General features: G+C 59.8%; 16 protein-coding genes. 13 read left to right on the top strand and 3 right to left on the bottom strand.

Going from position 1 to position 21,315, the window contains the following annotated elements; all coding sequences use genetic code 11:
• Positions 1 to 18 precede the first annotated feature (18 nt).
• The gene (locus HPQ64_RS20060) at positions 19 to 2,484 is read right to left on the bottom strand and encodes an arylsulfatase (RefSeq protein WP_172890451.1); all 2,466 of its coding nucleotides are present in this window, start codon (positions 2,482 to 2,484) and stop codon (positions 19 to 21) included.
• A gap of 510 nt (positions 2,485 to 2,994) precedes the next feature.
• On the opposite strand from HPQ64_RS20060, the gene HPQ64_RS20055 reads away from it, so the two are divergent.
• The 10 genes from HPQ64_RS20055 to HPQ64_RS20010 all read left to right on the top strand — a co-directional run bounded on the left by HPQ64_RS20055 (position 2,995) and on the right by HPQ64_RS20010 (position 13,824).
• Positions 2,995 to 3,282, top strand: a complete 288-nt coding sequence (locus HPQ64_RS20055; protein WP_246270802.1) for a hypothetical protein — start codon at positions 2,995 to 2,997, stop codon at positions 3,280 to 3,282.
• Between the two features lie 354 nt (positions 3,283 to 3,636).
• Positions 3,637 to 4,935 carry an urea ABC transporter substrate-binding protein gene (gene urtA / locus HPQ64_RS20050; protein WP_425483845.1) on the top strand — a complete coding sequence of 433 codons (1,299 nt, stop codon included), beginning with the start codon at positions 3,637 to 3,639 and terminating at the stop codon, positions 4,933 to 4,935.
• Positions 4,936 to 5,022: 87 nt separating this feature from the next.
• Complete coding sequence (gene urtB / locus HPQ64_RS20045; RefSeq protein ID WP_172890448.1) at positions 5,023 to 6,639, top strand: urea ABC transporter permease subunit UrtB; 1,617 nt, start codon at positions 5,023 to 5,025, stop codon at positions 6,637 to 6,639.
• A complete protein-coding gene (urtC, locus tag HPQ64_RS20040; protein ID WP_172890372.1) occupies positions 6,636 to 7,808 on the top strand; it encodes an urea ABC transporter permease subunit UrtC in 1,173 nt (390 codons plus the stop codon). Before urtB ends, urtC begins: the two co-directional genes overlap by 4 nt.
• A 4-nt stretch (positions 7,809 to 7,812) precedes the next feature.
• On the top strand, positions 7,813 to 8,562 hold the full coding sequence (urtD, locus tag HPQ64_RS20035; RefSeq protein WP_172890371.1) for an urea ABC transporter ATP-binding protein UrtD: 750 nt from the start codon (positions 7,813 to 7,815) through the stop codon (positions 8,560 to 8,562).
• Positions 8,563 to 8,565: 3 nt separating this feature from the next.
• Entirely contained in the window at positions 8,566 to 9,261 is a 696-nt protein-coding gene (urtE, locus tag HPQ64_RS20030; RefSeq protein ID WP_172890370.1) for an urea ABC transporter ATP-binding subunit UrtE, read from the top strand.
• Positions 9,262 to 9,755: 494 nt separating this feature from the next.
• Positions 9,756 to 10,928 (top strand): ATP-binding protein, encoded by a 1,173-nt coding sequence (locus HPQ64_RS20025; protein WP_172890369.1) that lies wholly within the window; start codon positions 9,756 to 9,758, stop codon positions 10,926 to 10,928.
• Between the two features lie 229 nt (positions 10,929 to 11,157).
• On the top strand, positions 11,158 to 11,868 hold the full coding sequence (locus HPQ64_RS20020) for a hypothetical protein (RefSeq protein WP_343036078.1): 711 nt from the start codon (positions 11,158 to 11,160) through the stop codon (positions 11,866 to 11,868).
• Between the two features lie 224 nt (positions 11,869 to 12,092).
• Entirely contained in the window at positions 12,093 to 13,004 is a 912-nt protein-coding gene (locus HPQ64_RS20015) for a trypsin-like serine peptidase (protein WP_172890368.1), read from the top strand.
• 1 nt (position 13,005) lies between these two features.
• Complete coding sequence (locus tag HPQ64_RS20010) at positions 13,006 to 13,824, top strand: 2-keto-4-pentenoate hydratase (protein ID WP_246270801.1); 819 nt, start codon at positions 13,006 to 13,008, stop codon at positions 13,822 to 13,824.
• A gap of 6 nt (positions 13,825 to 13,830) precedes the next feature.
• Here HPQ64_RS20010 and HPQ64_RS20005 read toward each other — a convergent pair whose 3' ends face one another.
• The gene (locus HPQ64_RS20005; protein ID WP_172890367.1) at positions 13,831 to 14,364 is read right to left on the bottom strand and encodes a universal stress protein; all 534 of its coding nucleotides are present in this window, start codon (positions 14,362 to 14,364) and stop codon (positions 13,831 to 13,833) included.
• Between the two features lie 295 nt (positions 14,365 to 14,659).
• Here HPQ64_RS20005 and HPQ64_RS20000 point away from each other — a divergent pair, with 295 nt between their 5' ends.
• The 3 genes from HPQ64_RS20000 (at position 14,660) to HPQ64_RS19990 (ending at position 19,159) form a co-directional block, all read left to right on the top strand.
• Positions 14,660 to 15,547 (top strand): MBL fold metallo-hydrolase, encoded by an 888-nt coding sequence (locus HPQ64_RS20000; RefSeq protein ID WP_172890366.1) that lies wholly within the window; start codon positions 14,660 to 14,662, stop codon positions 15,545 to 15,547.
• 62 nt (positions 15,548 to 15,609) lie between these two features.
• Complete coding sequence (locus HPQ64_RS19995; RefSeq protein ID WP_172890445.1) at positions 15,610 to 17,298, top strand: bifunctional protein tyrosine phosphatase family protein/NAD(P)/FAD-dependent oxidoreductase; 1,689 nt, start codon at positions 15,610 to 15,612, stop codon at positions 17,296 to 17,298.
• Positions 17,299 to 17,377: 79 nt separating this feature from the next.
• A complete protein-coding gene (locus HPQ64_RS19990) occupies positions 17,378 to 19,159 on the top strand; it encodes a SulP family inorganic anion transporter (protein ID WP_172890365.1) in 1,782 nt (593 codons plus the stop codon).
• Positions 19,160 to 19,173: 14 nt separating this feature from the next.
• On the opposite strand, the gene HPQ64_RS19985 is transcribed toward HPQ64_RS19990, so the two are convergent.
• Complete coding sequence (locus HPQ64_RS19985; RefSeq protein WP_172890364.1) at positions 19,174 to 20,673, bottom strand: protein adenylyltransferase SelO; 1,500 nt, start codon at positions 20,671 to 20,673, stop codon at positions 19,174 to 19,176.
• Between the last annotated feature and the right edge of the window lie 642 nt (positions 20,674 to 21,315).

Below are 21,315 nucleotides of genomic sequence, written 5' to 3'. Positions count from 1 at the left end.
GACAAGCCCGAGAGGCCGCTATTCGCTTGCCTTTTTGTTGTGCATGGCTGCTTCGAGCTTCTTGATATCCTCCGGCGAAAGCTGCGGCCGGTCGACCTTGATCGTCAGCTTGTCAAGCTTGGCGGTCAGTGGGAAGGGCGGCTTGTAGTCCGCATCGTTGACACCCGTCAGCGTATCGGAGCCGATGTCGAAGCTCTCATCCCATTGCAGGATGATCGGAATAGTTTTTTCCATCTTCTTTGTGTCGACCACCTCGCCATCGACCTTCAGTGTGCCCGTGCCGGATCTGCCGACCCCGCTCATGTTGTTGAAGGCGAGCGTACCGGCGCCGATCCCGTCATAGACGAAGTCGAACTCGACCGTATGCTTGCCGGGCGTTAGCGCTTCCTTGCCCTCCCATTTGATGCGTTCGAGGTCGACCATGTTCCACAGGAACACGGGCTTGCCCTCGAGCAGGTAGAAGCCATAACCGGCAAAGCGGCCGCCGGAAGTCAGGATCATTCCCTCGGCCCCGCCTTCGGCAACTTCTATCTCGGCGGTGATCGTGTAGGAACTGTTGAGAAGCGGTGGCGAGTCGCCTTGCGGCAGGCCGGTCATCGGCCGCGTATAGACGAACTCCGTCCGCCCCGCCGTGATGTTCGGTCGCGGCGCCGCGACACGGGGACCGACCGATGCGTCGAGCGGGAACACCTGGTATTTCGCTGCTTCCAGGATGAACGTTTCCTTCAACTTCTCCACCATGTCGGGGTGGTCGGTGGCGATGTCCGTGCTCTGCGTCGGATCGTCCTTGAGATTGTAGAGCTCGAACACCTGGTTGTTCAGCGGGTCCGGATTGCCGGGGCCGAAAGCATCCCACGGCGCTCGGTTCACCTTTGTTGCGAGGAACCAGTCGTCGTGCCACAGCCCCCACTGCCCGAACATTTCGAAGTACTGGGTGTCGCGCGGCGGCGGAGCGGCGGCGTTTTCCTTGTCGAAGAGATAGGCGAAGCTCTTGCCGTCCATTGGCGCCTGGGTGATCCCGTCGACAGTCCGTGGCGGGTCGATGCCGGCGACCTCGAGGATCGTCGGGACGACATCGATAACGTGGAGGAACTGGTCGCGCTTGCCGCCCTTGTCAGTAATTTTTGCGGGCCAGGAGACAGTCATGTTCTGCCTGATTCCGCCGAGCTGCGAGGCGATCTGCTTCATCCACGGGTACGGCGTGTCGAAGGCCCAGGTCCAGCCCACGGCCATGTGGTTGTAGGTCTCTTCGGTGCCCCAGACGTCGTACCATTTCATCTGTTCTTCTACGGGGATCTTGTTCAGGCCGTTGAAGAAGGCAACTTCGTTCGGGGTCCCGAGTTCGCCGCCCTCGGCGCTCGTTCCGTTGTCGCCGTTGATGTAGATGATCAGCGTGTTTTCGTATTCGCCGATGTCCTTCAGCGCCTGGACGACCCGGCCGATTTCATCATCCATATAGGCCGAATAGGCGGCGAAGACCTCTACCTGCCGGATGAAGAGCTTCTTCTCGGCATCGGTAAGTTTGTCCCACTCCTTTATATACTCGGTGGGCCAGGGAGTGATCTTCGCATCTTCCGGGAAGTAGCCCATCTTCTTCTGGTTTTCGAAGATGGTCTCCTGCAGCTTGTTCCAGCCGTCGTCGAACAGATGCATCGCGCTGATCTTGTCGACCCACTCCTTGGTCGGGTGGTGTGGGGCATGCGTGGCGCCGGGCGCGAACTTGACGAAGAAGGGCTTGGACGGGTCGATCTGGTGCATCCGCGTGATCCAGTCGATGGCGTCATCCGCCATCGCCGTCATCAGGTTCCATTTTCCCTCTTTACCCAGGAAGGGGTAGATCTGGGTGGTGTTGCGGAAGAGGTTGGGCTGCCACTGGTTCGCATCACCACCGACGAAGCCGTAGAAGTATTCGAACCCCATTCCCGTCGGCCACTGGTCGAACGGACCGGACTGGCTCGCCTGGAAGGCGGGCGTATTGTGGTCCTTGCCGAACCATGAAGTGTTGTAGCCGTTGTCAAGCAGGATCCTGCCGACCGTAGCCTTGTCCTCGGCGATAATGCTGTTGTAGCCGGGAAAGCCCGTCGCCTGCTCCGAGATCACACCGAAGCCCACGTTGTGGTGGTTGCGGCCCGTAATCAGCGCTGCGCGGGTCGGCGAGCACAGCGATGTCGAGTGTATGCTCGTGAACCTGATTCCGTCTTCGGCGAGAGCATCCATCGTCGGATGAGGTATGACGCCGCCGAAGGTGCTGGGAATGCCCCAGCCGGAGTCGTCGGTGATAATCAGGAGGACGTTTGGCGCTTCCTCTGGAGGGACCACGGCGGGTGGCCACCAGGGCGTCGACTCGTCTGCATCGGTTTCTATCTTGCCGCCAAAGGGCAAGGCAGGTGGAGGAAGCTGACTACCCTCGATCACCCTCTTGGCGGACGGCGCCCCTGGCGTGCCGATGATTTCGTCGGCGAGCGCAATATTTGAAAAAGCCATTATTCCGGCACCCATAAGCAATGCTGTGGATGCGTTTCGAAGCAGGCAGTAAGCGCGTTTGATCGACATTCGAACCTCCGCAGGCCGGTCGATCCAAATTGCACCAGGCGTTCGGCGAAAATTCGCACAATAAAGGCCCAATGATTTGTCCGACCTTTCCCTCAAAAAGCCTTGACGATAAATGCCTGGTGGGCGCGCGACACGGCTACGAGCAGTCTCTTGCAAATTGCCAGGCTATTGCTTCCCTTGGTGGCGGGACTGAATGAATTCGAGTTTTAACCACCGTTTTGTATCGTAAGGTTACTTTTGTAATTGTAAATGGAAAGATCGTATTTGCACGTATTCTCAAGTTTGATGTCTTCAAGTAAATCTCGTATAAAGAATTTCTTTTTATATCTTTTGTATTCATTGTTGCATTAGAGGTCAAAAACAATATCTGCAGGCGGGTAGGAAATTGAAATAGTATGCTAACTTAACAGCATGAACGCATTCGGGTCGGGGAGTTGATTAATGCGCCTGTCACTGAATTTCGGTCTGACGGCATCGTTGATGATGGTTTGCTCGCTAGGCGGCGGAAGCATCGCCCTTGCCCAGACGAGCGATGTTGAAGACGTAAAAAACCTGCTTGCCGTTCAGGTTCGCGAGCAGGGGCATACCTGCGACAAGCCGCAAGGTGCCGAGCAGGAAGAGGATCTCTCGAAACCCGATGAAGAGGTCTGGACGCTGGAATGCGAGAACGCGACTTTCCGGGTCAAACTGATCCCTGATATGGCGGCTGAGATCGAAAAGATTGAATGAAGGATATTCAATGCGTTCATTGGTTCTCGTACAGGCTGTCGCCTGTTTACGGTAGAGCGTAATTGTGTCGCTCCGTGCCGCATCTCTTTCGCTTCGAAGAGTAGTTTGGTTGTTTTGCTTATTAATTAGGCATATATAAGAAAAGATTGTTTTTTAGGCAGAATATTTATCAACTGCCTTATCGTATTGCATCGCACCAGCGGTTTTTTGTTTGATATTCACTGAAGTTCGATTTTGTTGCTTCCCTAATTATCTGATCTGAAAAGAAATTCCTTTGCCCGCCCGATGCACTCTCGCCCTTTGGCCCGCTCCTTGCTGTGTCTTGTGACGCAAACAATCCAGCCGGAGGGTCAAATGACTGGTCATCACAAGAAAACAAATATCGCGGCGCTGTCTGCAGCGCTTGCGATGTCGCTTGCAATCGGTGCGGCGAAGGCCGAAGACACCATCAAGGTCGGCATCCTTCATTCGCTGTCCGGAACCATGGCAATTTCCGAGACAACGCTGAAAGACGCCATGCTCATGCTCATCGACGAGCAGAACAAGAAGGGCGGCGTTCTCGGCAAGAAGCTGGAGGCAGTTGTTGTCGACCCTGCGTCGGATTGGCCGCTTTTTGCCGAAAAGGCGCGCGAGCTTATCGAAAAGGACAAGGTCGCCGCGGTTTTCGGCTGCTGGACGTCCGTTTCGCGCAAATCCGTTCTTCCGGTTTTCGAGGAACTAAACGGCCTGCTGTTTTATCCCGTGCAGTATGAGGGCGAGGAGAGCCAGCGTAACGTTTTCTACACAGGAGCTGCGCCCAACCAGCAGGCGGTCCCGGCGGTTGACTACCTGATGGACGTCGAAGGCGTGGAGCGCTGGGTGCTCGCCGGCACCGACTATGTCTATCCACGCACGACGAACAAGATCCTCGAGGCCTATCTCCAGTCCAAGGGCGTCGCGCCCGAGGACATCATGATCAACTATACGCCCTTCGGCCATTCCGACTGGCAGACGATCGTCGCCGATATCAAGACCTTCGGCTCAGCCGGCAAGAAGACCGCAGTTGTCTCCACCATTAACGGCGATGCCAACGTTCCCTTCTACAAGGAGCTGGCAAACCAGGGCATCAAGGCGGAAGATATTCCGGTCGTCGCCTTCTCCGTCGGCGAGGAAGAACTTGCGGGCCTCGACACCGCGCCGCTCGTCGGCCATCTCGCCGCCTGGAACTATTTCCAGTCGGTCGACACGGATGCCAATGCGGAATTCATCGACGCCTGGCATGCTTTCATCGGCGATGAGGCCCGGGTGACGAACGACCCGATGGAGGCCCATTACATCGGCTTCAACATGTGGGTCGAGGCGGTGGAAAAAGCCGGCACGACTGACCCTGATGCCGTGATCGACAGCATCATTGGCGTGTCCGTGCCGAACCTGACCGGCGGCTATTCGGCGATGATGCCGAACCACCACATCACCAAGCCGGTGCTGATCGGCGAGATTCAGGAAGACGGTCAGTTCGAGGTGGTTTGGGAAACCTCCGGCCTCGTCGTCGGCGATGAATGGTCCGACTACCTGCCGGATTCCAGGCCGCTTATAGCCGACTGGCGCGCGCCGATGTCCTGCGGCAACTTCAATACCGAAACGGGCAAATGCGGGGGCAAGGGCGTCGACTGACGGTCACGCCTGTTCAATCGCGGTGCGGATGGGCGCTCGATGCGCCCGTCCGCAAGCCAGTCATCTCCAAAAAGCTGCGACCAGACCATGCGCCTTGCCGGACCGCTCACATTCGCCATTGCTGTTTTCCTGTCGCTCGCCAGCCTGGCTCAATCCCAGGAAAAGCCGCTTCTGGAAATCGTCAATTCGTTTTCCGACGTGCGGGATTTCGCCCAGACGGAAGAAATCGTCGCCGAACTCGGGGCGACGGGCGATCCCGCCGTGGTGCCCGTGCTTCGCGCGCTTTCGGAGGGCGATCTCCACGTCAGGAAATCCGACAATCAGGTCTTTATCGTTTCCGGACGCGGCAAGACACTGATGATCATGGATCCGCTTTCGGGAGAAATGGTCGGCGAGGAGGCGAAGCGCGCGCTTTCGAAAATCCGCGTGAACAACGGGTTGCGCAGGCTGATCCGCGATACGATCGGCGGTCTTGCGCTTGCCTCTCCAGATCCCGCCGCACGGCTGAGGGCCGCGCGGACGTTGATCGCCAATCCGGATGCATCGTCCTTGCCGGCGATCGAGGCGGCTTTGGAGAAGGAAGCCGACGCTGACGTCGCCGACGGCATGATGCGCGCGCGTGCTGCCGCGATCCTTGTCTCCGATCGGCCGGATGCGGAAAAGTCGGAAGCGATTACCGCTGTTGCCGAGATCGGCACACAGGATGCGCTCAGCCTGCTTCTGGGCTTCAGGGGGCAGGCCGAAGGCGATCTCAGGGAACAGGTCGATCGGGCAATCGCGCGGGTGGAGCGGGTGCAGTCCTATTGGTCGATGGCGCAAAACGTCTGGTACGGCCTGTCGCTCGGCTCCGTTCTTCTCCTTGCCGCCATCGGCCTTGCGATCACCTTCGGCGTGATGGGCGTCATCAACATGGCGCACGGCGAAATGGTGATGATCGGCGCCTATGTAACCTTCGTCGTTCAGGAGGTCATCCGTTTAAACGCGCCCTGGCTTTTCGACTGGTCGCTGGCGATGGCGCTGCCGCTCGCGTTTCTGGTGGCGGGTGCCGTCGGCTATGCCTTGGAACGCGGCGTCATCCGCTTTCTCTACGGGCGCCCGCTCGAAACGCTTCTCGCCACATGGGGCGTGTCGCTGATCCTTCAGCAGGCGGTGCGCACGATCTTCGGCCCGACCAACAGGGAGGTCGGATCGCCTTCCTGGATGTCGGGCGCTTTCGAGATCGGCCAGCTCACCATTACCTGGAACCGGCTTTATATCGTTCTCTTCGCGCTTGCCGTTTTCGCCTTGCTGCTTTTCGTGCTCAACCGTACGTCCTTCGGCCTGCAGATGCGTGCGGTCACGCAGAACCGGCGCATGGCGGCGGCAATGGGCATCCGCACGCCACGCGTTGACGCGATGACATTCGCGCTCGGTTCCGGCGTTGCCGGGCTTGCCGGCGTCGCGCTCAGCCAGATCGACAACGTCTCGCCGAACCTCGGACAGGGCTACATCATCGATTCCTTCATGGTGGTGGTCTTCGGCGGGGTGGGCAATCTCTGGGGCACCTTCGTCGGCGCGCTGACGCTCGGCATCGCCAACAAGTTCCTGGAACCTTATGCCGGCGCGGTGCTCGGCAAGATCTTCGTCCTCGTCTTCATCATCCTCTTCATTCAGAAGCGGCCGCGCGGGCTCTTCGCGCTCAAGGGAAGGGCGGCGGAAGCATGATTTCAGGATATCTCGCCCGCAACGGCCTGGAAAGCCGGATCATTGCGACGATCGTTCTCATCCTCGCCGCCGGCATAGCCGTGCCCGTCTCCAACCTTGTGCTCGACCCTTTGCACCCGCTGCATGTACCGACCTATATCGTGGCGCTTCTCGGCAAATATCTGACCTATGCACTCCTGGCGCTTGCTCTCGATCTCGTGTGGGGGTTCTGCGGCATTCTCTCGCTTGGCCACGGCGCCTTTTTCGCGCTCGGCGGATATGCGATGGGCATGTACCTAATGCGCCAGATCGGCACGCGCGGCGTTTACGGCGATCCGGTGATGCCTGACTTCATGGTGTTCCTGAACTGGAAGGAACTGCCCTGGTATTGGTATGGCTTCGACCAGTTCTGGTTCGCGATTGTTATGGTCGCACTTGTGCCTGGCGTGATCGCCTTCGTGTTCGGCTGGTTTGCTTTCCGAAGCCGCGTGACGGGGGTTTATCTCTCCATCATCACCCAGGCGATGACTTACGCGCTGATGCTCGCCTTCTTCCGAAACGACATGGGCTTTGGCGGCAACAACGGCCTCACCGATTTCAAGGATATCCTCGGCTTCGACGTGCAGGCGGACACAACGCGCGCAGGCCTTTTCGCGGCGAGTGCCGCCGCGCTTGCAATCGGCGTGATCGTAACGGCGCGCATCACCGGCTCGCACTTCGGCAAGCTGATGATCGCCTCGCGCGATGGGGAAAGCCGCGCGCGCTTCCTCGGGTACAGGCCGGAGATGGTGAAGCTCTTCGCGTTTACGGTGTCCGCCGTCATGGCGGGTGTGGCGGGTGCGCTCTACGTACCGCAGGTCGGCATCATCAACCCGGGCGAATTCGCGCCGGCGAATTCCATCGAGGTGGTGGTCTGGACGGCCGTTGGCGGGCGCGGGACCATCATCGGTCCGATCATCGGCGCGCTTCTCGTCAACGGCGGCAAAAGCTGGTTTACCGGCGTTCTGCCCGAATACTGGCTATTCGCCCTGGGCGGTCTCTTCGTCTTCGTCACGCTCTTCCTGCCGAAGGGCATAGTGGGAACGTTTCAGGCCCACATCGGCAGGGGCCGCGAGAAGCGGAAAGCGAACCGGGCGGAAGATGCCCAAACGCCTTCTGGTGCGGAAGTCTCGCCGGTGGGAGCGGAGTAGCGTCATGGTGGAGCGGGCAGACACGATCCTTTATCTCGACGGCGTGAGCGTTGCATTCGACGGGTTCAAGGCGATCCGGAACCTTTCCTTCGTTCTCAAGCGCGGGGAAATGCGGGCGATCATCGGCCCCAACGGGGCCGGCAAGACGACGATGATGGACATCGTCACCGGCAAGACGAGGCCGGATGAAGGCGACGTTTTCTTCAATGGCACGGTCGACCTTACGAGGCACGACGAGGCGGATATCGCGACACTCGGCATCGGGCGGAAGTTCCAGAAACCCACGGTTTTCGAAAGCCTGACGGTAGAGGATAACCTGAGCCTTGCGCTCGCCGCGCCGCGAGACGTGTTCAGCGTGCTGTTCGCCAGGGGAAGTGCGAAACGCGCTAAACGCATTGACGAAATCCTGGAGACCATCCGCCTTGGTCATCGCAGATGGCATCTCGCCGCAAATCTTAGCCACGGTCAGAAGCAGTGGCTGGAGATCGGCATGTTGCTCGCGCAGAACCCGAAACTTCTGCTTGTCGACGAACCGGTCGCCGGTATGACGGATGCCGAGACGGAGGAAACCGCCCGTCTTCTTCGCGAAATTTCGGCAACGCACTCCGTCGTCGTCGTAGAGCACGACATGCATTTCGTCCGCGAGTTGGACGTGAAGGTCACCTGCCTGCACGAAGGGTCCGTCCTTTCGGAAGGAAGCCTCGACCATGTCTCGTCCGATCAGCGGGTCATCGAAGTTTATCTGGGGCGTTAGAAAATGCTGGCCGTCAAGAATGCCACCCTCCAATACGGAGCGGCGAAAGCGCTGCGCGGCGTATCGCTCGAGGCCGATAACGGCAGGATCACCTGCGTGCTCGGCCGCAACGGTGTCGGCAAGACGAGCCTTCTTCGCGCGATTGTCGGCCACCATCCGCTTTCCGGTGGCCGCATCGTGTTCGAGGGCGCGGAACTCGGCCCGAAGCGCAGCTACGACAGGGCACGTCTCGGCATCGGCTTCGTGCCGCAGGGACGCGAGATATTCCCGCTTCTGACGGTCGAGGAAAATCTCATGACAGGCTACGCGGGTCTTGCCGTTCGCGAGCGTAACGTGCCGCCCTACGTCTTCGAGCTTTTCCCAGTCTTGAAGGATATGCTGCGCCGGCGCGGGGGAGACCTTTCGGGCGGCCAACAGCAGCAGCTTGCCATCGGTCGCGCGCTTGTCTCGAGGCCGAAATTACTGGTGCTGGACGAGCCGACGGAAGGCATTCAGCCGTCGATCATCAAGGATATCGGCCGCGCCATCCGCTTTCTTCGCGACGAGCAGGGCATGTCGATCCTGCTTGTCGAGCAGTATCTCGATTTCTGCCGGAAACTGGCGGACGAGGTCTACATCATGGACCGGGGGGTGATCGTCCATTCGGGCGAAGCCGATACGCTCGACGATCCCGAGATCACAGCCCATCTCACTGTCTGAAGGTCGTGCCTCAGGCGGAAAACGTGGCGCGTTAGAGCGGCGAGGAGAATTCCAGAAGGGCGAATCCGGACGCTTTTGGGGGCCATCAGGGTGCTTCAGAAATCCGCGAAAGCCATCGAACAGGGCGCGCCGGCCCCCTGTCCGATCGCCGGGTGGTCCGGCGCGGATCGACCGGGAGGATTTCTATCCGGGTGAGAGTGCCCAGCAGCAAGAATACTGGCGCCAAAACCGGGTTCCATCATACCACGTCGGGCTGAACGGGGATAACCGGGCCAAAGACGAGACGCCCGAGGGATGCGCAATCCATGCGCCTGTTCCTCGACGGTGCCTCAAGGATCGGTAAGGCGAAATTTCAGGCAGTGATTTTTGAGGATCGATCCTGGAGGCGAGAGCCGAAGGGTGACTGCCAAGCACTTGTGCGGACGCATTGACGTATAAGAATTTATAAGTGAGTATATCGATTAAGAGCTATACTGTGCCCTAAAGTGATAAACATGGATCCAGTTCGAAATCCGTTCGCGCCCGGAGCAGGCTCTCAACCGCCGGAGTTGGCAGGTCGAGAGGAAATTATCGCAGCCGCCGACACTGCGTTGCAGCGCGTTCTGCTCGGGCGGCCCACCCAGTCGCAAATGCTTCTTGGTTTGCGTGGCGTCGGAAAGACCGTTCTACTCAATAAGATCGAGCAAATCGCCGAAAAGCATGGGTATCTAACTTCATTCATAGAAGCGCCCGAGGACCGGAAACTTGTCGAACTGCTCTATCCAAAAATCCATCAAGTCCTTCGCAAACTATCGTTCAACGAGGCCGCGAAGGTCGCCACACATGCCGCACTGCGAGCACTTCGCAGCTTCGCTGGGGCATTCAAAATCAGTGTGCGTGATTTCACCGTATCCGTCGACCCGGAGCCGGGGGTCGCTGACAGTGGTAACCTCGAATACGATATCACCGAGCTGTTTTTGAAGGTTGGCGAAGCTGCGAAAGCGGCGGGCCGAGGGTGGGCTCTGCTGATCGATGAAGTACAATACCTCTCGCCCGAAGAACTGGGCGCGTTGATTGTCGCAATCCATCGAATAAACCAGAAAGCATTGCCTGTGCTTTTATTCGGTGCTGGCCTACCTGCAATTGCGGCTTTGTCTGGAGATGCAAAGTCCTATGCAGAAAGGCTTTTTATCTTTCCAAAAGTAGATGCCCTCCCGAATAAGCATGCCGCGAATGCAATTCGCCAGCCAATCGAAGAAGAAGGAGAATCGATAGACGGAAAGCTGCTTGATGCAATCGTCACATTGACGAAGGGGTATCCATATTTCCTGCAGGAATGGGGATATCAGGTCTGGAATGCATCCACCCGATCTCCAATCGAAATGGACTGCTTTGAAGTGGCCGAGAAAGAAGCCTTGAGAAGGCTTGATGAAGGCTTCTTCAAAGTTCGAATCGACCGCCTGACCCCCAAGGAGAAAGAGTATGTGATCGCCATGGCGCGCCTTGGACCCGGGCCGTATCGATCCTCGGACGTGGCAGAAGTATTGGGTGAAAAACTCACATCGCTAGGCCCCCGGCGCGCGCAGATCATCGCAAAAGGAATGATCTACAGCCCCGCGCATGGGGATATCGCATTCACGGTTCCAATGTTTCATGAGTACCTGGAGCGTCACTGGATTGTGGACTGACTGCGGAAGCTTTCAAGTTGCCAAGTCAAAATTTAGTTTAACTGCACCCAGGCGATTTCATTTAATGCAAATATGGAGCCTGACGGTGAATTGCGGGCTAGCACCGAGATTGACGAATTCAGCCGACCAGCCGTAACATCTTGTCGTAGCATTGAATTAAATGGCTCTGAACCCATCCTGATGCCAACCAGTTTAATATCTTTGTGTCACTTAACTTCCTTGGAAATTCGTGGTCAAAAACATGAATATTATAAATCTTACCGAAAGTGAGAAGAGCGCTCTCTCATCAATCGACGAATCTGAGTTGAGAATTTTGATAGATCAGGCCTTGCACAAAGAACATTCGGGAGACTTTCGTCTGTTACCTCTTTCGAATTGCGGACCCTATGTGGCAACGCAGTTGGATCGTTTCGAAAGGTCTTTTAGGGAATATCGCGAGTCCAAGTCAGAAAAAAAGATTGAACGAACGCGTACTTATGCAATTCAAAGCGGAAAAGATCTATTGTTTGCGTTCAATACTATGAAGAATCGAATGAAGACTGAGGAGCAGGAAAGGCAAACATTTCAGGTCGATGACAACATCTTTCCGCCGCACCGTTTCAGCCAGAAATTGCAGGTCACGGTTTCCTATCGATGGCGTGATTCCATTGAAGACGAATGGGCATTCGGTAGCATAACCTTCCATCATGAGGTCCAACCCCAACTTGCCGGCAGCTTTCCGCGTCCCAAGAGGAAGTTTAGTGCTGCGAAACAAGAGCAAATTCTGCAAGACGAGCTATTTCGTACATGGGAGCACTTAATGAGTTCGGCGCTTTGTTCGGTCAGGGACTACTTCAAGGATGGAGGCGACGGGAGCAAGATTCCCTCATTGTTCCAAGTTAAAACAGACCAGTACACTAAAGGACTGAACAACTACAGCACCGATTTCTGGCGTAAGTGAACGCAAGCAATAGCCGCGCGCGGGTGGTGAGCAATTTGTCCGTGCCGACGGGAATGATGCTGGCGAAGCCTAGCGCAAAGCATGAGTTTTCAGCGCGGCGTAACGCCGTCAGCTAAGGCATTTCCGGCCGGCGCACAAAATCTCACCATAAGATGTTCCCGACCCAATTCGATGCGAATAAGCTTCTGCCCGGTATCGGGGAGCCCGGCGGGATGGGAAGGCGAATGCGGCAAGCGGGATGGTTTTGGGTCGTCTGCATGGTGCTGGCGATCTTCTTTCCCGAAGGCGCGGTGGCGCAGGAGCAGAAGCCGACCGCGCAATTCGTTCCGGCACTCAACGCCATGTGCGGCAGCGGGCAAGAGCTTGCCACAGGCTGCGAGGAGGTGAAGGCGCGAAGGATCGTCGATGCCGCCGCCTACCCCTGGAGCGCAATCGGCCAGATCAATTTTTCCGCCTACCGCGTCAGGCGCTATTGCACGGGCGCGCTTATCGGCGAGCGCCTTGTGCTGACCGCCGCGCATTGCCTTTATGCCGGCGGCACGATCGGCTGGGTCAGGCCGCAGGCGCTGCATTTCCTGGCCGGATACCAGCGCGGCGGATATTCCGCCCATTCGACCGGGACAAGGGTTTTTCTGCCGGAAGACCGTAACGGCGGGAACGGGCCTCTGCGCTACGACCCCGGCGAGGACTGGGCGATTTTGGAACTGAGCGAGCCTATCGGCAGGCAGGTCGGCTATCTTGGCGTCTTCGCGCCCGGCAAAGGCGAGCTGAAAGCAGCCCTTGCCGAAGGCGGGCGGATCGCGGTTGCCGGCTATCCGCGCATTCGCCAGCATGTGCTTTCGGTGGAAGAGAATTGCGGCATGGCGCACTATCTGAAGAACAACGAGGTGCTGGCCCATGAATGCGCCGTCATGTCGGGAGATTCCGGCGGCCCCATTCTCCTGATGGAGGGTGGCAAGGTCTCCGTCATCGCCGTCCACAGTGGCGCCGGCGTGACCCAGGACAGCTTTATCCGGTTGGCCACGCCCGCCGCCAGGATGATCGAGGCCGTAGCCAAGCTTCGCGGCGAGCCGGGCGAGCGCAAGGCCCTGCTGGGCAGGGCGCCGGGAGAGCGAAGTAAGGGGGAGGCGAAGTAGCATGGATAGCGCGATGACGGATGAAGCCGCGCTTGCCCGCGAGATCCTGAACGCTCTCGATGAAAGACGGCAGATCCCCTGCATCACCGAACGGATTGCCGAATTCGACCAGACGGCGGCCTATCGGGTCTCAAGGGAAATCACGCGGCTGAGGCGGGAGCGCGGCGAGGTGCCCATCGGGCGCAAGATCGGCTTTACCAACCGCACCATCTGGGACGAATACAAGGTCTATGCGCCGATCTGGGGGCCGGTTTATTCGACGACCGTGAAGCCGGGTGCCGAGAGCCTTTCGCTCGAAAAGCTGGTGGAGCCAAGGATCGAGCCGGAAATCCTCCTGAAACTCGGCAAGGCGCCATCTTCGGGCATGAGCGATGCGGAACTGATGAGCTGCGTATCCCATGTGGCGCACAGCTTCGAAATCGTGCAGTCGCTCTTCGCCGGCTGGCGCTTCCAGGCTGCCGACACGGTGGCCGCTTTCGCGCTGCATGGCGCGCTGGTGCACGGGCCGTTTTCCGAAATCACGGCGGAAACCCGCGACGAATGGCGCGCGCGGCTGGCGAATTTCCGCATAGTGCTTTTCCGCAATGGCGAGGTCGTTGACGAGGGCGTGTCGTCGAACGTGCTGGACGCTGGCCCGCTTGCCGCCCTTCGCCATCTGGCGGACGTTCTGGCCGGGGATGCCGCCGCGCCGGCAATGCAAGCCGGCGAGATCATCTCCACCGGCACGCTGACGCGGGCAATGCCCGTCGCGCCCGGCGAGAGATGGTCGACGGCGTTCGACGGGCTGCCGCTCGACGGCCTCAGGCTCCGGTTCGAATGACGGGCGTTACCTAACGGAAATGCAGGTGACGGGCGACATGTGCGAAAGCTTGTGCGAGACGCTGCCCACCATCATCGACTTCACGTTCGAAAGCCCGCGCGTGCCGGTGACCAGAAGATCGGCGCCTTCCGCCTCGACGGCATTGAGAACCTGATCCACGGGCTTGCCGTCCTCGATGCGCCGCTTGACCTTGCCCGCGCCGTGTTCCTTGGCGATCCTTTCCGCCTGGTCGAGCACCTGCTCGCCAACGGCTTCAAGCACCCGGTAGGGAACGGTCGGCTTTTCCTGCGTGAAGGTGAGATCGGCAGGAAAGCGCCCCGCCGGAACGGAAGCGAAGGCTTCCGACAACGGCTTGCCGCCTTCGCCCGTCAATTGCTCGACCTCCGCCATGCGCATCAGGTCTTCCGACACTTCGCCGCGCAGGAGAACATGGACGAGCACGACGTCGGCACCGTACTTCGAGGCGATATCGGACCCGAAAGCCACCGCCTTCTTGGCGTGGTCGGACCCATCGGTTGCAATAAGAACCTTCTTGATCACGGCAGACCTCCCTTTGAATATTTCCTAAAGTAAAGTTCGCCTGGTTCAATCGCGCATTGACGAATCTCAATCGCGGTTCCGGGCGATGGCTGGAAGAGCGATGACGGCTTCCCGCTCCCGCCGTCGCGAAACCGTGGTGCAAATTTCCGCTTGCGCGGGAGGTGCGGGCTCACTATCTGGGCATCATATATTCAAATATTCGCATCTAATGGAAAATGCGGATATACAACGCGACAAAAGGCAAGGATTATCCGGCCGTCGCCGCGGACCGGGCGAAATTGCAGGAGGACATATGATGAGTGCATATCCAGTCGATCTCTCGGTCAAGCCGGAGGTCAAGGCATTCTTCGACCCGGCCACCAACACGATCAGCTATGTCGTGAAGGATCCGAATTCGAAATCTTGCGCGGTGGTCGATTCCGTCATGGACATCGACTATGCGGCGGGCCGCATTTCCTTCGAGCATGCCGACGAGATCATCTCCCACATCAGGGACAACGGCCTGAAGCTCGAATGGCTGATCGAGACGCATGTCCATGCCGATCACCTTTCGGCGGCGCCCTACATCCAGGAAAAACTCGGCGGCAAGATCGGCATCGGCAGGAATATCACCATTGTCCAGGATACCTTCGGCAAGGTTTTCAACGAAGGCACCGAGTTCCAGCGCGACGGCAGCCAGTTCGACCGGCTGTTCGAAGACGGCGACGCTTACGAAATCGGCTCTATGAAAGCCTTCGCCATGCACACCCCCGGCCACACGCCGGCCTGCATGACGCATGTGGTGGGCGATGCCGCCTTCGTGGGCGATACGCTGTTCATGCCCGACGGCGGCAGCGCACGCGCCGATTTCCCCGGCGGCGATGCGGGCACGCTCTACGATTCCATCCAGAAGGTGCTGGCGCTTCCCGGCGAAACGCGCCTGTTCATGTGCCACGACTACGGGCCGAACGGCCGCGACATCCAGTGGGAAACCACGGTTGCCGAGGAAAAGGCGCATAACATCCACGTCGGCGGCGGCAAGAGCCGCGAGGAATTCGTCGCCATGCGCGAAGCGCGCGACGCAACCCTCGACATGCCGAAGCTCATCATCCCCTCGCTGCAGGTGAACATGCGCGCAGGCAGGCTTCCGCCCGCCGACGAGCAGGGGCAAAGCTTCCTGAAGGTGCCTGTCAACAAGCTCTGAAAAACGGAATGAGCAAGGGTCCGAACCTTCGTGCCCGGCCCCTGAAACCGGAGGACGTTTTCATGGAGATCAAGCGCGTCACGGGCACCTTGTCGGTCAGCCCGCAAATCTCGGTCGCGGATATCACCGAGATCGCGGCGGCAGGGTTCCGCTCGATCGTCTGCAACCGGCCGGACGGCGAGGGCGCCGATCAGCCGACGTTCGATGAAATTCAGGACAAGGCAAGGAGCCTCGGCCTCGAGGTGCGCTATCTGCCCGTCGTCGCCGGCAAGGTGCGCGACGAGGATGCTGCGGAATTCAAGGTGGCGATGGCTGAACTGCCGAAGCCCACGCTCGCCTATTGCCGGACCGGCACACGCTCCGTCACGCTCTGGGCGCTCTCGCAAGGGGCTTCGATGCCGGTGCCCGATATCCTGGCGGCGGCGAAAGCGGCCGGCTACGACATGGGTGGCGTAGCGCGCAGGATCGCGAACGGCGGCAAGACGCCCGTCGATGTGGCGGACGCCGAACATGACATCGTCATCATCGGCGGCGGGGCAGCCGGAATATCGGTCGCCTCCAGCCTGATCGCCCGCGACGGCGAGCTGGACATCGCCATTATCGACCCGGCCGACACGCACTATTACCAGCCCGGCTGGACGATGGTGGGCAGCGGGATATTCGACGCGCATACCACGGCGCGCACCATGGGTTCGCTCATTCCGCGCGGCGTCCACTGGATCAAGTCGGCGGTGGCGGCGTTCGAGCCGGAAAACGATGCCGTGATCCTCGACGGGTGCCGGGTCGTGAAATACAAGCGCCTGATCGTCTGCCCGGGCCTCAAGCTCGACTGGCACGCGATCGAGGGCCTCGACGAAACGCTCGGCAAGAACGGAGTGACGTCGAACTACCGCTACGATCTCGCTCCCTACACGTGGCGCCTCGTGCAGGGCATGAAGAGCGGGCGGGCGGTCTTCACCCAGCCGCCGATGCCCATCAAATGCGCGGGCGCGCCGCAAAAGGCGATGTATCTTTCCGCCGACCACTGGCTCCGCACCGGCTGTCTCGATGACATCGACGTTCAGTTCTTCAACGCGGGCGGAGCGCTCTTCGGGGTGCAGGACTATGTTCCGGCACTCATGAATTACGTCGAGCGCTACCACGCGGGGCTGAACTTCCACCACAACCTCAAGGCCGTCGACGGTCATGCGCGAAAGGCGTGGTTCAACGTTGCGAGACCCGGCGAGGAACCCGAGACCGTGGAGACGGAGTTCGAGATGATCCACGTCGTGCCGCCGCAGGCCGCACCCGACTTCATCCGCGTTTCGCCGCTTGCCGACAGCGCGGGGTGGGTCGACGTCGACCAGGCGACGTTGCGGCACAAGCGCTATCAGAACGTCTGGAGCCTCGGCGACGTGATGAACGCGCCGAACGCCAAGACGGCGGCGGCGGCGCGCAAGCAGGCGCCGGTGGTCGCCGAAAACGTCATCGCCGATATCAAGGGCACTGGCTCGCAAGCGCAATACGACGGCTACGGCTCATGCCCGCTGACCGTGGAGCGCGGCAAGATCGTGCTGGCGGAATTCGGCTACGGCGGAAAGCTGCTGCCAAGCTTCCCGGAATGGCTGATCGACGGCACGAAGCCGAGCCGCCTGGCATGGTTCCTGAAAGAGCGGGCGCTGCCGCCGATCTACTGGAAGGCGATGCTGCGCGGCAAGGAGTGGATGGCGGTGCCCGAAAAGGTGACCGTTTCCGACAAGACCGCCGCCTGACCGCCCGAGCGGTTTTCCAATTGCGTCCGGCAGCCGCACCCGGCTGCCGGACATGCCGCAAAAACGCAAGGATGCGGGGATGGACAAGCCCCTGAAAGACGGCCCGCAAGGCACGGGCAGAAAAAACGGCGCAGGGTTCGCGGCCCGATATCTGCCGATCCTCGACTGGGGACGGAGCTACAGCCGCGATACGCTGGCGAACGACCTCACGGCGGCGGTGATCGTCACGATCATGCTGATCCCGCAATCGCTTGCCTATGCGCTGCTCGCAGGTCTCCCTCCAGAGGCGGGCCTTTACGCCTCCATCGCGCCGCTCGTCGCCTATGCGGTCTTCGGCACGAGCCGGGCGCTGGCCGTGGGACCGGTTGCCGTCGTCTCGTTGATGACGGCTGCCGCCGTCGGCGGACTCGACCTTGCAAGCCCCGCCGAATATGCCGCCGCTGCCGCCGTGCTCGCGCTGTTGAGCGGGGTTTTTCTCGTCGCGATGGGGGCTCTCAGGCTCGGCTTCGTCGCCAATTTCCTGAGCCATCCGGTGATCTCGGGCTTCATCACCGCGTCCGGCATCATTATCGCGGCAAGCCAGCTCAAGCATATCCTTGGAATTCCGGCAGGCGGCCACAACCTTTATGAGATCCTGCTTTCCCTTTTCGAAAACATGGGCGCGGTGAACTGGATCACGCTGGCGATCGGGGCATCGGCGACCGTCTTCCTGTTCTGGGTTCGGCGCGGGCTGAAACCGGCCCTTTCGAAGCTGGGCGTGAAGCCGCGGCTGGCCGACATCCTGACCAAGGCCGGCCCGGTTGCTGCTGTCGCTGTCACCACGCTGATCGCCTGGGGCTTTGGCCTGCCGAATGCGGGTGTGGCCGTCGTCGGCGAAGTGCCGCAGGGCTTGCCGCCGCTTGCCTTGCCCGCTTTCGACTTCGGCCTGTGGAGCGAACTGGCAGGTGCTGCGGTACTGATCTCCATCATCGGTTTCGTGGAATCCGTCTCCGTCGCGCAGACGCTTGCCGCCAAGCGCCGCCAACGGATCGTACCGGACCAGGAGCTGATCGGCCTGGGGGCGGCGAATGTCGCCTCATCCGTGACCGGTGGCTATCCGGTGACGGGCGGTTTCGCCCGCTCGGTCGTGAATTTCGATGCGGGCGCGGAAACGCCGGCAGCCGGCGCCTATACGGCCGTCGGCATCGCGCTGGCCACCTTCGCGCTGACGCCGCTTCTCTTCTTCCTGCCGAAGGCGACGCTTGCGGCGACGATCATTGTCGCGGTGCTATCGCTTGTCGATTTTTCGGTGCTGAAGCGCAGCTACGGCTACTCCAAGGCGGATTTCGCAGCCGTTGCCGCGACGGTGTTGATCACGCTCGGCTTCGGCGTCGAGATCGGCGTTTCAAGCGGCGTGGCGCTGTCGATCGCGCTTTTCCTCCTGAAGACCTCGCGCCCGCATATCGCCGAGGTCGGCCTCGTGCCGGGCACGGAGCATTTCCGCAACATCCTGCGCCATGAAGTCGAGACCGATCCCAAGATCGTGACGCTTCGGGTTGACGAAAGCCTCTATTTCGCCAATGCCCGCTTTCTTGAGGATTACATCTACGAGCGGGTGACGAAGGACAAGGCCATCGAGCACGTGATCCTGATGTGTTCCGCCGTCAACGAGATCGACGGAAGCGCGCTTGAATCGCTCGAAGCGATCAACGACCGGCTGAACCGCATGGGCGTGACCTTGCACCTTTCGGAGGTGAAAGGCCCCGTCATGGACCGGCTGAAACGCTCACACTTCCTCGACGATCTGACTGGGAGCGTCTTCCTGTCTCAGTACAGGGCGGTGAAAACGCTGAGCAAATTGGCCGCGGACAGGATCGTCTGACGCCCCGTGCGGCTTCAGGTTCCGCAGAAGGTCCGCTCAACGACCTCTTCCGGCTTCGGCGGGCTTGCGTATTCCCCGTTTTCGGGCTGATCCGAATAAGGATCCGACAGAACCTGCAAAAGACGCTCGAAGGGGGTGTAGTCGTCGGACATGGCGGCGGCGATCGCTTCTTCCACGCGGTGATTGCGGGGGATGAAAGCCGGATTGACGGAACGCATGAGCGATTTCCGCTCATCCTCGCTCGCGCTCTCGTGCCCGAGCCTCGTCCGCCAGCGGGAGAGCCATTCGTCGAGCGCGTTTTTTTCGCCGAGCAAGCCGCGAAGGGCATCGTCGCCGTCGCCCTGCTTGCGCCCGAGGGAAGAAAGCGTGCGGAAAGTGAGCGTGAAATCCGTTTCGGCGGCGGCTATCGCCGCGAAAAGATCGTAGGCGAGCTTACGGTCTTCCTCGCGAGAGGTTGCGAGACCCAGCTTGGCGCGCATGCCCTCAAGCCAGGCCGTTTCGTAAAGATCGGGGAACGCGTCGATGGCGCCTTGTGCGGCCGCGACGGCCTTTTCTTCAACCTCGCCCAGGAGCGGCAGCATCGCCTGGGCAAGCCGTGAAAGGTTCCAATAGGCGATGCGCGGCTGATTGGCGTAGGCGTAACGGCCCATATGGTCGATGGAGCTGAAGACCTTGCCCGGGTGATAGGTATCCATGAAGGCGCAAGGGCCGTAGTCGATCGTCTCGCCGGAAATCGACGTATTGTCGGTGTTCATCACCCCGTGGATGAAGCCGACATGCATCCAGCGCGCGACAAGGCGGGCCTGGGCTTCGACCACCGCATCGAGGAACGCGCGATAGGGATTAGCGGTATCTTCCGCCTGGGGGTAATGGCGCGCGATGGCGTAATCGGTCAGCGCCTTGAGAGCCTCCTCGTCGCGTCTTGCCGCGAAATATTCGAACGTGCCGACGCGGATGTGGCTTTTCGCGACGCGGGTGAGGATCGCGCCGGGCAGCGGCGCCTCGCGCATGATTTGGTCGCCGGTTTTTACGGCAGAGAGCGCCCGCGTCGTGGGCAGGCCAAGCGCGTGCATGGCTTCGGACACGATATATTCGCGCAGGACAGGGCCGATCCAGGCCCGCCCGTCGCCGCCTCTGGAAAAGGGCGTGCGGCCCGAACCCTTGAGCTGGATATCGTATCGCGTGCCGTCGGGAGCGACGATTTCGCCAAGCAGGATCGCCCGCCCGTCGCCAAGCTGCGGGACGAAGGTCCCGAACTGATGGCCCGCGTAGGCCATGGCGATCGGCGTGGAGCCTTCGGCGATGCGGTTTCCGGCCAGCATCTCCACACCCGCCGGAGTTTTCAGCGCCCGAGAATCGAGCCCCAGATCGCGCGCGAGCGAATCATTCAGCCGGATCAATCGCGGTTCCGTGACAGCCGTAGGAGACAGCCTGGCGTAAAATCGCTCGGGGAGGGCCGCGTAGCTATGGTCGAAGGGGAATATGGTTTCAGCCTGTGGATGCGGTGCATTCATCTGAAAGATTTCAATCCCTTCGTTGGCGTCCAATAATGAAGAAATAGGACGTTTTTCCACCTGCACAATGGTTAAGCAGTAATACTGCTATGTCGTTCAGGAACGCACTGGTATCCTTTGGATGATTCTAAAGCATGAATGACGCGGCCGAAAGAAAGCTTCATTCTTGTGGCAGGGATCGCAAGGCGCGGCACGTTCACGCGGACCTCCGCCGGACATGGCCGGAACGAATGTCCGGATGTCCGACCGTGACGAATGCCGGCGCGAATGACAGTTTATCGGCGGTTGCCGGATCGGCGCAACGCGGTCGGCGAAGAGGGCTTTTGTCAAAGCGCTTCGCCCGGGCGACTGGCTTATTCACACAATGTACGGGCAATGCGTGCATCGGCGCGGACATTTCGTCCCCGCGCCTGGCGCACGTCGGAGGTGGAGTATCGGCTCGCGTATTCTTGAGCCTGCCGTGCTGTGACGGCGGACACTGGAAGTATGCGGCAAATTCATATTAAGTATCTGATCTCCCTGTTATTTTTAATAAGTTTCCGGAGTATTTCGATTTGATTTCGCGTATATTGAATCGAGATGACGGTTTGTTAATGAAGGCGTGACTTGCCGAAGTTCAAAGCCGCGCCAACTAGCAAAGTA

Origin of the sequence: Hongsoonwoonella zoysiae, assembly GCF_013266695.1 — a bacterium.
GTDB lineage: Bacteria > Pseudomonadota > Alphaproteobacteria > Rhizobiales > Stappiaceae > Hongsoonwoonella > Hongsoonwoonella zoysiae.
The sequence above is the reverse complement of the archived record's forward strand: the minus strand, read 5'-3'. Positions and strand labels throughout refer to the sequence as shown.